Source organism: Brevibacillus humidisoli (assembly GCF_020923435.1).
GTDB classification, from domain to species: Bacteria; Bacillota; Bacilli; order Brevibacillales; family Brevibacillaceae; genus Brevibacillus_E; species Brevibacillus_E humidisoli.
Window position 1 is genome coordinate 2,575,468 of the sequence record NZ_CP087263.1, and the last position, 15,391, is coordinate 2,590,858.

Consider the following 15,391-nt stretch of genomic DNA (forward strand, 5'->3'; position numbering starts at 1 on the left):
TTCTCTCTTGGGCTCATCGCACTTCCTTTACATACGGACAGTTCCCAGGTAATTCATCTCCCCTTCCCGAAGCAGGATATCTTTCGTGGTCACCAGATGCTGGTGTTGAAAGGTTAGGACGACGACGAATTGTTTGGCTCCATTGCTGTAAAAGGGGACGACCACTTCCCCTCGTTCATCGCTGATGGTCTGTACCGCAGGCAGGCAGGATGCTCCTTTAGGATGTTCCCTCTGCAGTGGAGCGGTCAATTGCACCAGTCCGGGCTCCTGACCGAAGACGGCGATTCGGCCGTAATCGAAATCGTTGGTGTCGCCCATCCTGATCGCAAAACTCTCTCCAACAGCGGGTTTTCCCATCGCCTTGCGCAGCCGCAGCCACCTGTCCCCCTGTTGCACCGGGTCAGTCAACCTGCCCCAGACCACATCTTCCAACAGGGCGACAGCCGTCACGTTGGCACCAGCAATCGGCTGATTCTGCTCGTCGCGCAGAGCGGCTCGAATCAGACTCGTTCCGGCGGCAAACGGATAGGACGGACGGGGCGTTAACGGCACATGGAGAATCAGTCTGTTCTCATTTGATGAATCCAGCTGAACGTCCAGCATCTGGGGAAAGTACTCGTTTGAATCAATCCTTACACGGTAGTGACCATCCGGCACATCGCTAAACACATAGGTCCCGCCGGGTTTGCGAATCGGCTGTCGAAAAGCGCCTTCCAACTGGACACGGATGTCTGCAGCAAGCGGTGGCCCAGTGGTAAAGGCATCCACCAGGCAGATTGCCAGTGAGAACCGTGAACGGACGGTTATAGTGTAATCGGTCTCCAAGTCTGATCACCTCCGGCAAGATCAGATATCGCCGAACTCCTGTTGAAAGACACGCGGCGCTGCCCCATCCCGCCGTGAATCGATGTAGACGGGACCCACACTGTAAATCACCGACAGCTTATACGGTGTGTTGGGGAAGGTCCACAGCTTGGACATGTCTTCAGTCGGCAGTTCATGCAGTACAAAACGAAGCTCCTCCCGCTGCCCGGCGAGTGCCCCCTGCAGGTAGGAATTGCGCAGGATCGCATGATCATACATAACTTGCATCAACCTGCCCATGATCCGATGCTCGTCAATCGCCCGCATCTGCAGTTCTGCTGTAGAGTGGGCCGTAAACAGATAGTACAGTTCGACGGCAAGCGGAGGCGTCGCTCCACTTCCGAACAACTCTGTCTGACGCAGGTATCCCAGTTCGCGGATGTTGTAAAGAAAGATGGACAGATTCACATCCCCTTTTTCCGCTGGAGAGCACAGACCGATCAATTCTGGGCGAGCGATCGGCTCAGGAGTCATCTGTTCACCCAGCAGTTTCATGATGCTGCGCCCCACATCGGCAATCACGGTATAATCGGCCACTTTTCCTACCTCTCTTCATCAAGTCGTTTTTGCGCGACATCGAGCTGAGAGCAAGGCAGACAACAGTTCCGCGGTCACCCTTATCCCTCCCACAACTCTTCGTACTCGCCCAACTCGCTCTTCGGGATGATCTTTCCCGTTTTCTCCATCTCGTGCCGACATGCACGCAGAATGTGTGGCATACTGATCGGCTGCTTCTCTTCCGCTGCCAGGAAGGCTGCGGAGACCACAATATTCTTGATGCTCCCTCCAGACACTGGGAGCTGGTTGGCCAGGAATCGAAAATCCACTTCCTCGGAAAGCGGCGCTTCCTCGGGAATCATCGATCGCCAAATCATCTCGCGCTGAGCGGCATCGGGAAACGGAAACTTGATAATGAACTGAATCCTGCGCATAAACGCTTCGTCGATGTTCTGCAGGTAGTTGGTGGCGAGAATGGAGATCCCCTCGTACTCCTCCATTTTTTGCAGCAGAAAGGCTGTCTCCACGTTGGCGTATTTGTCGTGCGAATCTTTTACTTCCGAACGTTTGCCAAATAAGGCATCCGACTCATCAAAAAATAAAATCGCGTTGCTTCCCTGAGCCTCCTGAAAGATCTCCCGCAGGTTTTTTTCCGTCTCCCCAATGTACTTGCTGAACACCTGTGACAGGTCGATCTTATACAACTCCAACTGCAGCTCGTTGGCCACAACCTGTGCCGACATCGTCTTGCCGGTCCCCGGCGGTCCGGAGAACAGCATGCTAAGCCCGGTACCGTACGCCAGTTTGCGGGAAAACCCCCAGCTTCCCAATACAGTGCGACGGTACTTCATCTGATTGCAGGCATGACGCAGCAGTTCTTTTTGCGCTGGAGGCAGAATCACGTCGTTCCATCTGTACACGGGGCGGATACGAGTCGCTTTGCCTGACAATCTGTGCTCAATCTGGGTGTAACTCGCTTGGTGCAGCAGAACTTCATCTACCTGCCCATCTCCTGGCTGCTGCCATTCAGCCAGATGAAAGGCTGCATCGAGTGCCTGAATGATCTGGCCGGGGGTAAACCGAAACTTGGCAGCCAGACCGCTCCAATCGCTTACCTCCACAGCTGGCAATCGCTCGCCAAAGTGCCGCCAGAGCAGCAGGCGCTCCTCTAGATCGGGCGCGGGCAGCGGCACTTCCAGGACAGACCGTCTGGCAAACAGATGTCCAGGCGGCCGATCTGCCAGCAAGAAGATGGGTTCGTGATACTGCTGCAGACGCTGGTTCAGTTGATGAGCTCTTGAGCTTGCATGCTCATCGTCGCCGAGCAGCTCCTGACAATGCGTAAAACAGATCATGGCCTCAAGGAGCCGCGCCTCGCGAAAGGCACGATCCAACAGTTCCTCAAATGGCCGCTCCGCTTGTTTCATCTGCTGAATGTTTACAAAGAGCAGCGGCCTCCGCAGTTTCCGACAAAGGTGCTGTACCTGCAGCTTCTTTCCCGAACCAGCCGGCCCCCACAGCCAGACACTCCGCCTGATTGGCACGCTACGCTCTGGTGGAACCAAAGAGCCCATGTATCCGCCCAGCCGCTCTTGCAACCCCGTGGCGTAGAGCAGGGACGGCGGTTCTTCCGTTGGCAGAACCAGCCGAGCATACGAACGGATTTTCTCATCGATCCGTTGATACTCCCCATAGAGGAGCAGGCGAACAATGCGTTCATCCAGCTGCAACGGCCGGGTCAGCAACGCTTCCCTCTCTCCATCTCCTCGTGGTTCCAACAGATAACGAGGCAGCGCTGCGTCGTCGAGAAAGGCGTGTCGCGCAGTCAGTCGTTCCTCTTCACTCTTGCAGAAGAGCTGCAGTGTCAGATCTATGGTCGGTTTTTTCTGTGTAATGTCATCCTGCAGAAAAGCAAACAATTTTTCGTACTTTCTGTTTACTTCCGGCGCCAGACAGAGCAGGATACAGTGCCGTTCAAACGAAGAGAGTCGAAAACGGCGAACCAAATCGGGAAGGGGAAGGCGTATACCCTCTTGCTCACTAGCCGCCAATCTGGAACCGATATAGGCTGCCCAGGCGTCTGCCTCATCGTATAGTTGGCCCGCAACGGGATCTTCATCGTCGACTGTCCGCTCCTGCAGCAGCGTTACCACCTCTGCCTCCGACACGACAAGGCCCCGCCATGGGGAGTGCTGCTGTTCCATGTTGCTGGGCTGCTGCCGCATCCGGGCGAGAAATAACAGATCAAGACGCTGCAATTCATCGCTTATGTACTCCCATGCACCGGTATAAGGCGGTACATGGGAATGAAAGGGGACAGATTTCTCGACTGCACTTTTCGACATATTCAGCGCCCCCCTCATGTCGGTTCCTAGAAAAACTAGGTAATCTATTCCACGTATAAAAAACCAACTCCTTCCTTCAACAAGAAAAGTTTACCTGTTCGACAAAAAAATGCAGATTTCGACAATCCTTTTCCGTTGTTCCATAAAAAAAAACAGATCGCTGGTAAGATGAACAAACTCAGCAACCTGCATAAGCGACCTGCAACAGCCTGGATCAGTCTATGATACTCTCCGTCTTTCAACCCGTTTTCTCTTCTATATGAATAGATGGGAGCATCATTCAGTAAACGGACTTTCCAGAAGGATGATATCATTTGTAATCGGGTTTAACTCCACCTTGCCACCAAGAGGTAAAATCAGTTTTGGATCTGTATGACCAAAGTCAACATCAACCACAACGGGTATCCGATCGGCACCGAACTCCCCTTTTATCACATTGATGGTGATCTCATTAAGCTTCTGCTTCTCTTCATCGGTATAGTCCTTTGCTCTTCCGATCATCACCCCTTTTATTTTCGAGAATATGCCCTGCATACCGTAGTTTCTCAGCATATAACCAACTTGCATGGGAGACGGTTTTTCCTCGGAAGTTTCAAAAAACAAAACCTTGTCCTCCCAAAAGGTTTCATGGGGCCAATAGATTGTTGATTTCATAAATTCTAATACTTCCATGCAACCTCCCCACAAATACCCTTGTTCAACGGATGTTCCCTGCAAAAACGTCCATCCCTGCTCGTTTTCAGTAAATGCCTCACACTCACCCAAGGTTTCCAGATTGCTCCAGTCTTTGTATGCATTTGTCCACCTCGGGTAGGGGGCATACCGATACGGGAACTGGTTTGAGAAGAACATCGATTTCAAGTGTTGGAGAAACTCCGGCGGAAGACTCTTCACCTGTGCGAATCCAGCCATAACGGTAGGCTCATAGAATGTAATCATCCCCAATTGATTCAAATAGCTCAAAAAGGTAGTGGCGTCTGAGAGACCCATCAAAAATTTAGGGTGTTCCATGATCAACTCAAGATCCAGGAAAGGGAGAATTCGAATCGACTCATACCCACCAATTGAAGTGATGATGCCATCTATTTGATCATCTTCGAAGCATCGGTTGATATCATTTGCACGAAGTTGGGGGTTCCTGTACAAATCATCTGGAGACATTCGAGCGGTTGGCATTTCTACAACTTCAAAACCTATGAATTCCTGCAGATTGTTTAAGCCAAGCTCATAGTTGTCCGGGAATAAATAGGGTAACCCGCTAGAAGGCGATATGATGGCGATTCTGGAACTTGGTTTCAATCTTTTTGGTTTTTTCATTCTTCTCTACCTCCTAAGCACTCACCGATTTCCTAACATTATTGCATATATGATCTTGCCCGTCAGCTGCCAGATTGATCATCTCAAACACAGAAGAACCGCGATTTAATCGTATTTCAAGCAGTAACTGGCTGTCACAGTGTACAGAATGAGCCGTTTGATTAATTAGGCGTATAGGAACCCCATTAGTGGAAAAAGTAAGCGTAAAAAGGTAGGTGTAAAAAGATGGATTATCAAGATCTGAAGCATACCCTTTCTTACCTGCACGCGGAAGTGAACCGAATGGAAACGATGGCAGGCACGCTCTCTGCCATTGAGCGAGATCATTACAACAAGCTGACTAATTTTGAGCAACGCGAATTAGTGGATATCGCGGTGGAAGAACAAAGTGCCGCAAGACAGCTCGGAACGATGAAACAGATGTGTCTGGCAATGGCACAAAAAATTGAAGAGCTCAAAAACGCCGTCGACCGTGGCCAACTAGGGGAGAACACTGAGCATGCTGAGACTCATTGAAAACTGGATTCGCTCCTCGATTAATGAAACAATGGACAAGGCGTTAACGCGGATCGTCAAAGACCAGTACATCGAGAACTTGTCTGAGATGATACCAACGTCGAATAAAGTAGGCCCAATCAACTTGATGGAGATCGCCATGCGGGCGTCACAAGGACTTCCTGTTGCCCGCCCCCTCGGCAGTCCGCTCCACTTCTCTCCATGGGACAAGATTTTGTTTAATCCGGTTCACCTCTATCGCTTCCCAACACCAGAAAATGTAGGGATTAACACTTCTGTCACAATCGGTCACCGGGCCAGAAAACCCCTGACCCTCTCGATTCCAGTTATGGTTGCAGCCATGTCGTTTGGCGGAGCGCTCAGTAAAAGGGCAAAAATCGCCTTAGCCAAAGCGGAAAGTATCGTCGGGACGGCGACCAACTCTGGAGAGGCTGGTCTGCTTGAAGAAGAAAGGGAGGCGGCTCAGCTTTTCATCGGTCAATACAATCGTGGGGGCTGGATGAACACCCCTGAAAAATACAAGCGGTTGGACGCCATCGAAATTCAGTTGGGGCAGGGCGCACAAGGCTCCACCCCACAGCGTACTGCGGTCAAAAATATTGGTGAGGATTTCAGAGACGTTTTTGATCTAAAGGAGGGAGAAGCAGCGCAGATTCACTCCAGGCTTCCGGGCGTAAACACGCAGGATGATTTTATTCAACTGGTGCGGCGTCTCCGGGATGAAACAGGCGTACCCATCGGGCTAAAAATTGCCGCCACGCACCATCTGGAGAAAGAACTGCAAATCGCTGTGGAAGCTGAAGTGGATTTCGTCACGCTGGACGGCGCAGAAGGCGGAACACACGGCGGAGCCCCCACTCTTCAGGATGATGTGGGGCTTCCCACCCTTTTTGCCATCACCCGCGCGGCCGAATTCTTTGCGAGAAAAGGTGTCATGCGCGATATCAACCTGCTAGCAACCGGAGGGCTGGTCACCCCAGGCCAAATGCTGAAAGCGATCGCGTTGGGGGCAGACGGCGTCTACATTGGAACGGCAGCAGTGATGGCACTGGTCAGCGACCAGATGGTGGAGGCATTACCGTTTGAGCCACCGACAAGCTTGGTTGTCTATACCGGAAAAATGACCGACCAGTTGGATGTGGACCGGGCAGCCTTTAACCTTGTCAGATACTTGAACGCATGTGTTCATGAAATGGAGCTGGTCGCCGTCACGCTGGGAAAAACAGCGTTGACCGATCTCAGCAAATCTGACCTTTGCACGTTAGACCCCTTTATTTCCAAAGCCACAGGCATTCAGTTGGGCTATGTTTCACCAGAGAATCAACAGCAATTCTTTGAAGAAACGAGACCGTTGTTTGATAACATGGCAGAAGAATACAAGGAAACGCAAAACGAAGGTATGCCATTGCACTAAATGTAGTTAGGTTTTGACCGGCCATCAAGTGGTCGGTTTTTTCATGGCGAACTCCTCAAGTTCTGTGCAACCACTTGCGCAATTAAAGCTCATGTCAAACCAAACTATTGCAAAAATCTACTTTCTTGCTTTAAAGATTCAGGCGTTCATGAGGAACGTTCGAACAGCCCCCGCATACTTGTCTGGTTCTAACCCTTGATCAAGTTATGGTCCATGCGCTTTCCCCTATCCTATCAGCGGTTGGTGCCCTGTTTGTGGCTCGACGCGGAGAGAAACCAACAGGTAAGCATTATATAGGTAGGAGCATGCCATACGTTGCCATGGATGAATCATTGGCGTAAAGTTTCCTTGACATTCTATTGATTGTAAAGTACACTTTACGTAAAGCTAGCTTTACATCCCTTATGGAGGTTCTTATGAGAAACCGAATCAAGGATTTGAGGCACAAATGCGGTTGGACGCAAGAGCAGTTTTCCCAACTTATTGGCGTTTCCCGTCAGACAGTCATTTCGATTGAATCAGGACGTTACAATCCATCCCTGCAGTTAGCCTACAAGATTGCCAAAGCTTTTCATCTGAACATTGAAGATGTATTTTTGTTTGAGGAGGAGAGATAATGGCGCCTTACAGTGCATTTATCGGACTTTTGAGAGGAGCGATTTTGGGGATAATCGGTTGTGGGCAGGGCGACACTTTGCCAAGAAACAGCGTGGTCTTGATGAACGACACTACCTGATTTGGTCGCAACCAGTTGGTTTTTTACCCTCTTTGCGATCTTTATCTTGTTTGCTCTCGTGTTGTTCGGAGCCCCGCTCAGTACGCCGCAATGTTTGGGGATTTTGTTACTGGTACACATGTTCAGTTGGGCTGGCATAGGCGCGTATCAACTCTTTAAGACATAATCCGATCATGCAATACTCCAGAGTGACAAACGTAGTCGCACCGTCTACACGCTATAACCGGCCCAACTAGTGGCCGGTTTTTTCATGGCGAAGTCCCCGGTTTTCTTCATCGATTCCTCGTCGTTCTACGGGACCCTTTTAGGTGAGGAGGGTTACGTAACGTCGTTGTAGAAAATTCCCCCCTGGATCAAGGGATCTCTCCTTATATTTGGCATTTCCTCTGTGATGTAATAAAAGTACCTGCCTTTCTTTTCCTCTCCGACAGCCCATCCTTTTACAATGCCAGTATGAGACCCACCACTTATTGCACTGTGTGTCACACACCTTGCCCCTTTGAGCGATTGGAGCCCCGTTCGTTGCTCGCATGGAGAGGAACAAACACACAAGCAGAGGAGGTGAGAAACGCCATTTCCCCTTTTTCGATTCGTAAGAAGGCAACAAGAACACTTGAAGATTGTTATGAAGCTCTCTGACCTTTTTTTGCTGAAAAAATACGAGCAAGTACCATTAACAAGTACAAGTGAAAAAGTGAGGAGGAATGTACCATGGGGAAACCACATTTGGATAGACTGTTGGGAAAAGTTTTGCGCTTGCTAGCTGCCTGCACAATGATGGTGCTGGCAGCCATCTGTGTGATGCTCATCCATGCCGAGGGCGCCTCTGCTCACGGCTATATCGAATCGCCTGCCAGTCGGGCCCTGTTGTGCCACGAGGGGGTGAATGCCGATTGTGGTCAGGTGCAGTATGAACCACAAAGCGTCGAGGGCAAAGGATCGTTCCCTCAGTCCGGTCCGGCTGACGGGGAAATCACGGGCGGTGGTGTGTTTCCCGAACTTTACGAGCAAACCGCTGATCGCTGGCATAAAGTGACGATCCAAGGCGGCGAACAGACTTTCACATGGCATCTGACGGCACCTCATGCGACGACCGAATGGAAATACTACATCACCAAAAAGGACTGGAATCCCAACAAACCGCTAACTCGCGACGACTTAGAACCGGAACCATTCTGCTATGACAACGACGGTGGTGCCAGACCGCCAACCACCGTCACCCATACGTGCAGCGTGCCGACCGATCGCAGCGGCTACCACCTGATTTTAGGTGTCTGGGAGATCGCCGACACGGGCAATGCCTTCTATCAGGTGATTGACGTCAATCTGGTCAACGACGATTCTGGCGGGGAGGCACCTGCTGCCCCCACAAACCTTGTCTCCCTGTCGCAAACCTCCGCCTCTATTGCGTTTAGCTGGGACGCCGCAACGGCGCCAAATGGCGTGAAGGCATACGAGGTGTACCGCGATGCCCAGTTGATCGGTACGACCAGCGAAACTACCTACACCGATACGGGACTCACCCCGCAAACCTCTTATACCTACACCGTTCGCACTGTAGATGTAGCTGGGAACACCTCGCCTTTCTCACAGCCGTTAACGGTTAAAACGACAGCCGATGGCAGCGAACTGCCAGTCTGGGATCCAAATACCGTCTACCATGGCGGTGACCGGGTGCAGCACGAAGGAGCAATCTATGAAGCGCGTTGGTGGACGTTGGGGGAAGAGCCAGGGCACGCTGATGTATGGCGAAAAGTAGAATGACAATCGAGTAAGAGGGGGCGGCTAACCCCCGTCTCCTCACACCACCGTACGTACCGTTCGGTATACGGCGGTTCAGCTAAGTATGACGTAAAAGAGAGTACCTCTCCTTAAGACTTTTCAGACCTTCGGTCTGCCAATAGGCATTATCCAAAGTTCTGTGAAGTATTGGACTACAAGCAATCCGCCAGTATTTCTTACGAGAATTACCCCATTCATAGGCTTTTACTTTGGGAGCTCCCAACGTTAAAAGCCTTTTTACTTTTGTTTGAGGTTTCTTCCACTGTTTCCATAGGCACATGCGGAGTCTTCTTCTTATCCATTCATCTAAACTGGAGAATACCGAAGGTGTATCCGCAAGCGAGAAGGATCCAACCCAGCCGATAAGGTATTGGTTTAGCTGTTCAATCCGATACTCCATAGGTAATGGTTTAGATCTTGAGGTAAATTCCCGAATTCTCTGTTTTACCTTCTTCATGCTTTCTTTGGCTACTCGAATTCTCGGTTCGAATTGGGAGGTAAAACTGAAACCAAGAAACTTTCGTCTCCATGGACGATCCACCGTACTTTTGTCTTTGTTGACCTTAAGTTTCAGCTTCTCTTCCATGAACTTAGTAATGGATTCCATTATCCGTAGGCCAGCCTTCTTTGAGGAGACATATATGTTACAGTCGTCTGCGTACCGGACGAAGTGAAGATTTCTCTTCTCCAGTTCCTTGTCTAGCTCATGTAACATGATGTTAGATAGAAGTGGACTGAGAGGGCCACCTTGCGGTACTCCTTGTTCATTAATTGTTTCAAGGCCGTTAATCATGATGCCGGACTCTAAGTAACTTCTAATAAGCTTGAGAAGGGTTTTATCCTCGACATCCTTGGCTAAAAGCCCCATTAGTTTGTCGTGGTTTACTTTATCAAAGAATTTCTCTAAATCTAAATCAACAACCCACCGTTTTCCCTCTCTCATAAATCCTTTTGCCTTGCGAACCGCATCATGTCCTCGTCTGTTAGGACGAAAACCATAGCTATGTTCGGAGAACATCGGATCGAAAATTGGGGTAAGAATTTGCGCGATTGCCTGTTGAATGAAGCGATCTGTCACAGTAGGTATACCTAATAACCGAACACCTCCGTTAGGTTTCGGGATTTCGACTCTTCGGACTGGTGACGGTTTGTAGGTACCATCCTCTAACTGCTGGCGGATGGAGTCCCAATTGGTCATGATATGTTCACGTAGGGTTTTAACGGACATACCATCCACACCGTGACTTCCTTTATTCTTTTCCACTCTTTTTAGCGCTGTCAGAAGGTTTTCCCGTGACAGGAGTTGCTTCATCATATTGAGATATTCCTTTCGCGTGAACGTTCTTTCTACTTGTGCCATTCTTACCTCAGCCCTCTCAGAGTCCCCTGTGGGATTCACCACTTCCTCCACTGAGTAAGTCCTTACGGATTGTCTGCTTCATTGATAAGAATGAACGCCTAGATTCTCGTTCTTCCTAGCTGTTTGGTCCTTCCCTGTTCAAGCGTCCTTTACTAGGGTACTATGACCTCTGCTGACTCCTGACCGTTCAGCTTCTCCTTGCGAAGAAGGTTACCATGAGGGCATGGCGTTTCGGTCAGGTCTCCCCAGGTAAGAGCGTTATCTTCCCCTCCATCTATCTGCCTCATTTACTTTCATTCGCCTTCGGCAGTATGGACTTTGCCTTGTGTTGCAGGCTCATCCAACGAATGCTAGCCTTATATGAGGTTCGTGTCCCTCAGACCGGAGGTTTGCCGCCGACTTCCTTCAGATTCCACCTCACGGTGGACACCCCTGTCTTAAGCTAATGGCTACTACTGCCTTCGCCATTCAGGACTTTAACCCTAAAGATAACGCCCATGCTGGGCGCACAACCAAAACGGCCATCCGGAATCCCGGTTGGCCGTTCGCCGTCTTGAATTGATACAATGGATCTCGCACATCACTCATCCGGTTTCTCCACCGGACAAGCCGCTCACCGCCCCTGGGTCTGCTTCGTCCGATAAAACTCATGAAACAGCTTCATCAATGCCCGCTTCTCTATTCGCGACACGTAGGAGCGGGAGATCCCCAGCTCTCGCGCAATCTCTCGCTGTGTCTTTTCTTTGTCCTTGTCTAGGCCGAATCGTCCGATAATCACTTCTTTTTCCCGTTCGTCGAGGATGTGGATGTACTGATAAATCTTGCTGCTCTCCAGTTTCAGCTGTACGGCGTCCACTACTTCATCGTTCTCCGTGCCCAGAACATCTATCAGCGAAATTTCATTGCCTTCTTTGTCGGTACCGATCGGGTCATGCAGTGACACATCCTTGCGTGTCTTCTTCAGGCTCCTCAAATGCATCAAAATCTCATTTTCGATACAACGAGCCGCATACGTTGCCAGTTTTGTCCCTTTGTCCACTTGATAGCTCTCAATCGCTTTGATCAGACCTATCGTTCCGATGGAGATGAGGTCTTCGCTGTCTTCTCCCGTATTTTCGAATTTCTTGACGATGTGGGCCACGAGCCGTAGATTGTGCTCGATCAGTTTATTGCGCGCCAAGGGATCGCCGGCGGCCATCCGCTTCAGGTACTTTTCCTCTTCCACATCCGTCAACGGCTGTGGAAATGCATTGTTCTTCACATAGGCGACAAACGTAACCAGTTCTTTGAACAAAAGCGATAGGGCGACAAGAATACCGGACAAGACTGCCACCTCCTGTATCTGGATGCTAGCTACTCTTATCCATATGTAGGCATCCGCCCATCCGTGCCTGTACCGGAAAAGGAAAGCTATTGGTGCGGCCGTCCAATGGATCTGGCAGCCAGATCCATCAACAGCCCAGTTGCTTCCTTCACACCGTAGTGGTTTTCCACCCATGCTCGTTTGGTGATACTTTGGCGTGGAAACGCCGGCATCAGTTTATGATGCGACGTGTATCCCCTCCTGACAGAAAGTATGACGAAACGGCTTGCCAAAAGACGAAAAAATTCCCCTTCCCAACATCGCCCACGACAGCAGGTATAACAAGGCAAGCACTTCTGCCGATGTGCCAAATGCCTCCGACTGCAGATGGTTGGCAAGCAAGGTAACAATGACGATCGGATGAATGCCGACAAAGGTGAGCGTGAGGTTGGAGATTACGACCGCGATCATCATCGGCCAGTGGGTAACGTGTTCCTGGAAGAAGAGACCCTCACCAAGACAGCTAGGATGGCGAACAGTTTGCCGACATGCGGTCGTTGTCCGATGCCGGCTTGGTGGTCTCGCCTGTCAACGAAGGCGTGCGGCACTTCGAGACGTGCAGCCTGCGAGTGGAGCCAAAACAGCAAGTTGCCTGCCAATAGCAGGGCGATCGAGGCTGCACACGGGGCGATCATGAACTTGTCCTGCCCAGCGATGCACTGGGAAGTACTGATGGCAGGCGGTACGCCGCAAAAACGCCCGCTCTAGCCGAGGGGCAGAGCGGGCTGTTTCTCTCTCCGGTTGAATGATCCTCGTGACTTATCCTCGTTTTATCGTACATGCTCCCAACACTTCTTCTCCCCATAGCAACTCTAGTCGCTCTCCGCTTTCAACCGGTCCGACGCCGGCAGGTGTGCCTGTAAAGATGATGTCCCCCCTGCCCAGCCCGAAGTGTCTGGCCGAGAAATCGACAATCGTCTGCAGGTCAAAAATCATATCCTTTATGTTTCCACGCTGCACGTGTTCGCCATTTTTCTTGAGCGAGAAATCAACCGCATTGCATGACTCCACACCGGGAAAGGGCACGAACTTCGTCAACACAGCAGAATTGGGAAATCCCTTTGCCAGCAGCCAAGGAAGTCCCTTTCTTTTCAGTTCGCTCTGCACGTCGCGCAAGGTGAAGTCGATGCCCAGCGCCATCCGTTCGACCAGTTCATCTACCGATTTTCCCTGTTCGTAATCCCTCGCTATTTGGATCACCAGTTCCACTTCGAAGTGTACAGGGCCGCGATCAGCGGGAAGGAGAATCTCTCCTCCATCCGCCTGCGCCAGCGCATGGGACGGCTTGGCAAACAGGAAGGGGGCAGTCGGAATCTCATTGTTCAACTCGTGGGCATGCAGGGCATAATTGCGTCCCACACAGTAAATATTGCGAATCGTTTCCATGGTGTTCTCTCCTCGCCTGACATGGATTTTGCTTTGCTTAAATCGATTTTACCATCCCGCCGTCTACGAGGAACGAACTTCCCGTCATGTATGTACTTGCGCCGGAAACCAGGAAAGCAACCACTTTTGCGAACTCTTCCGGCGTTCCATAACGCCCTAACGGGATTTGCTCTTTCGACTGCTGCTCCACCTCTTCCCTATTCGTGCCCAGTTTGTCCGCTTTCAACTGATCGAGATAAGCGACCCGGTCCGTCGCAATGCGGCCCGGGGCCACAGTGTTGATCAAAATGTTGTAGGGAGCCAATTCCTCCGCGAGCGTCTTGGTCAATCCGACGATGCCGAGACGAAAGGTATTGGACAAGATTAACCCAGGGATTGGCTGCTTGATGGATGACGAGGCGATATTGACAATGCGTCCCCCCGCTTTCTTCAGATCGGGCAGAACTTCCCGAATGATGCGAATATAGCTGAGCAAGTTGAGTTCAAAGGCCTTTTGCCAGTCTTGATCGGACAACTGCTCAAACGTGCCTCCCGGGGGGCCACCCGCGTTGTTTACAAGGATGTCGATCTTGCCAAAAGTGTCGCGTGTTGCCTGTACCAAACCTTTGATCTCATCTGGATTTGTAATGTCCGCTCGGTAATACGCCACTTCTCCTTTGCCCAACTGCCGAAGTTCGTCTCGAACAACTTCCAGTTTTGCTTTGTCACGACTGGTGAGCATCACGTTGGTTCCTTCTTTGACCAGTTCGGCTGCGACCGCCTTGCCTAATCCTTGGCTGGAAGCCACCACAAGCGCTGTTTTTCCATGCAGATTCAATTCCATATACACTTCCCCTCTTTTCCTCGCGACCCGACGCGATCATGCCCCTACGTCATGTCAATAATCGTCGTAAATCCAGCGATTACGCCAGGCGCTTCAGATTACGCCAGGATTCTTGCTCCTTCGGTTCGATTGACGCAAACTGCGGCGCTTGACCTCCCTCCACTCGCTTGATGTTTTGGAAAGCCAAGTAATCTGGCTTCCCTGAGCGGTTCGCTTTTAGCCGCTTCATTACGCTTTTCCAATGTAGACGATATCTGGTTCGCCCCGCTGTACCGGGATCTCATATGCTTCTACTTCCTTAAAATGTCGCTCCATCCGCTCGACGAACGCAGGAGACGCATTTGCACTCCAGAAGGCAGCGATCCCCTGCGGCCGTACAAGTCGGGACAAGGTGTGCAAGCCTTCTTCCTCATACAATGTCCCATTAGACTCGGTCACCGTCCAATCCGGTCCGTTGTCGATGTCCAAACAGATCGCATCAAACGTCTCTTCCGTCGTCTCCATCCACTCGATTAGATCGGCATGCTCGACACGCGTGCGATGATCGGACAGAGCATGGTTGGAGAAAGGAGCGAGATAGCTGCGATTCCACTCGATGATGCGATCCTCCACCTCGACCACTACTACCTCTTTCACCCTGGGATCGTGCAATGCCTCGGCCAGGGAAAAACCGACCCCAAGCCCGCCAATCAGGATTTTCTCCGGATGAGGTGCCTGTTCGAGTGAGGCCTGTACCATAAATCGCTCCGATTCGCCATTGTGTGTCGCCATCAGAAACGTGCCATTGCTAATAATCTCATAATGTGCATTTCGATATTGTAGTTGGATGTCACCTCGCAAAGTCTCATGCCGCTCCACGATGATTGCTTCATCCGACACTCTCAAATCCCTCCTGTCCACTTTCGTGCTAGTTGACCATACTTTAGATGGTTGTCAAAATGACGCTCAATAAAACAGCAAAAGCGCAGCACTGGGAAAGCAGCTTCC

At 50.8% G+C, this 15,391-nt stretch carries 16 protein-coding genes; 5 read left to right on the forward strand and 11 right to left on the reverse strand.

The window, feature by feature from the left end:
- Positions 1 to 27: 27 nt before the first annotated feature.
- From LOK74_RS12770 to LOK74_RS12785, 4 genes are all read right to left on the reverse strand, one after another.
- A complete protein-coding gene (locus tag LOK74_RS12770; RefSeq protein WP_230042426.1) occupies positions 28 to 825 on the reverse strand; it encodes a hypothetical protein in 798 nt (265 codons plus the stop codon).
- Between the two features lie 21 nt (positions 826 to 846).
- Positions 847 to 1,401: a Pvc16 family protein gene (locus LOK74_RS12775; RefSeq protein ID WP_230042427.1), complete on the reverse strand. Its 555-nt coding sequence runs from the start codon at positions 1,399 to 1,401 to the stop codon at positions 847 to 849.
- Positions 1,402 to 1,481: 80 nt separating this feature from the next.
- On the reverse strand, positions 1,482 to 3,707 hold the full coding sequence (locus LOK74_RS12780) for an AAA family ATPase (protein WP_230042428.1): 2,226 nt from the start codon (positions 3,705 to 3,707) through the stop codon (positions 1,482 to 1,484).
- Between the two features lie 276 nt (positions 3,708 to 3,983).
- A complete protein-coding gene (locus tag LOK74_RS12785; RefSeq protein ID WP_230042429.1) occupies positions 3,984 to 5,024 on the reverse strand; it encodes a S66 family peptidase in 1,041 nt (346 codons plus the stop codon).
- A gap of 225 nt (positions 5,025 to 5,249) precedes the next feature.
- On the opposite strand from LOK74_RS12785, the gene LOK74_RS12790 reads away from it, so the two are divergent.
- The 4 genes from LOK74_RS12790 (at position 5,250) to LOK74_RS12805 (ending at position 9,454) form a co-directional block, all read left to right on the forward strand.
- Positions 5,250 to 5,540 carry a hypothetical protein gene (locus LOK74_RS12790; protein ID WP_230042430.1) on the forward strand — a complete coding sequence of 97 codons (291 nt, stop codon included), beginning with the start codon at positions 5,250 to 5,252 and terminating at the stop codon, positions 5,538 to 5,540.
- Positions 5,524 to 6,954 (forward strand): FMN-binding glutamate synthase family protein, encoded by a 1,431-nt coding sequence (locus tag LOK74_RS12795; RefSeq protein WP_230042431.1) that lies wholly within the window; start codon positions 5,524 to 5,526, stop codon positions 6,952 to 6,954. Before LOK74_RS12790 ends, LOK74_RS12795 begins: the two co-directional genes overlap by 17 nt.
- Before the next feature lie 416 nt (positions 6,955 to 7,370).
- Positions 7,371 to 7,571, forward strand: coding sequence for a helix-turn-helix transcriptional regulator (locus LOK74_RS12800; RefSeq protein ID WP_230042432.1), 201 nt, complete (start codon positions 7,371 to 7,373; stop codon positions 7,569 to 7,571).
- Positions 7,572 to 8,401: 830 nt separating this feature from the next.
- Positions 8,402 to 9,454, forward strand: coding sequence for a lytic polysaccharide monooxygenase (locus LOK74_RS12805; RefSeq protein WP_420908665.1), 1,053 nt, complete (start codon positions 8,402 to 8,404; stop codon positions 9,452 to 9,454).
- Between the two features lie 76 nt (positions 9,455 to 9,530).
- On the opposite strand, the gene ltrA is transcribed toward LOK74_RS12805, so the two are convergent.
- From ltrA to LOK74_RS12820, 3 genes are all read right to left on the reverse strand, one after another.
- Positions 9,531 to 10,787, reverse strand: a complete 1,257-nt coding sequence (gene ltrA / locus LOK74_RS12810) for a group II intron reverse transcriptase/maturase (RefSeq protein ID WP_230042433.1) — start codon at positions 10,785 to 10,787, stop codon at positions 9,531 to 9,533.
- A 658-nt stretch (positions 10,788 to 11,445) separates the two neighbouring features.
- A complete protein-coding gene (gene sigK / locus LOK74_RS12815) occupies positions 11,446 to 12,156 on the reverse strand; it encodes an RNA polymerase sporulation sigma factor SigK (RefSeq protein WP_230042434.1) in 711 nt (236 codons plus the stop codon).
- A 216-nt stretch (positions 12,157 to 12,372) separates the two neighbouring features.
- The gene (locus LOK74_RS12820) at positions 12,373 to 12,609 is read right to left on the reverse strand and encodes a hypothetical protein (protein WP_230042435.1); all 237 of its coding nucleotides are present in this window, start codon (positions 12,607 to 12,609) and stop codon (positions 12,373 to 12,375) included.
- A gap of 15 nt (positions 12,610 to 12,624) precedes the next feature.
- Here LOK74_RS12820 and LOK74_RS12825 point away from each other — a divergent pair, with 15 nt between their 5' ends.
- Positions 12,625 to 12,903: a hypothetical protein gene (locus tag LOK74_RS12825; RefSeq protein ID WP_230042436.1), complete on the forward strand. Its 279-nt coding sequence runs from the start codon at positions 12,625 to 12,627 to the stop codon at positions 12,901 to 12,903.
- A gap of 51 nt (positions 12,904 to 12,954) precedes the next feature.
- Here LOK74_RS12825 and LOK74_RS12830 read toward each other — a convergent pair whose 3' ends face one another.
- The 4 genes from LOK74_RS12830 to LOK74_RS12845 form a co-directional block, all read right to left on the reverse strand.
- Entirely contained in the window at positions 12,955 to 13,581 is a 627-nt protein-coding gene (locus LOK74_RS12830) for a fumarylacetoacetate hydrolase family protein (protein WP_230042437.1), read from the reverse strand.
- A 37-nt stretch (positions 13,582 to 13,618) separates the two neighbouring features.
- Positions 13,619 to 14,404, reverse strand: a complete 786-nt coding sequence (locus tag LOK74_RS12835) for an SDR family oxidoreductase (protein ID WP_230042438.1) — start codon at positions 14,402 to 14,404, stop codon at positions 13,619 to 13,621.
- Between the two features lie 79 nt (positions 14,405 to 14,483).
- Positions 14,484 to 14,633, reverse strand: a complete 150-nt coding sequence (locus LOK74_RS12840; RefSeq protein WP_230042439.1) for a hypothetical protein — start codon at positions 14,631 to 14,633, stop codon at positions 14,484 to 14,486.
- Complete coding sequence (locus LOK74_RS12845; protein WP_230042440.1) at positions 14,633 to 15,283, reverse strand: spermine/spermidine synthase domain-containing protein; 651 nt, start codon at positions 15,281 to 15,283, stop codon at positions 14,633 to 14,635. Before LOK74_RS12845 ends, LOK74_RS12840 begins: the two co-directional genes overlap by 1 nt.
- Between the last annotated feature and the right edge of the window lie 108 nt (positions 15,284 to 15,391).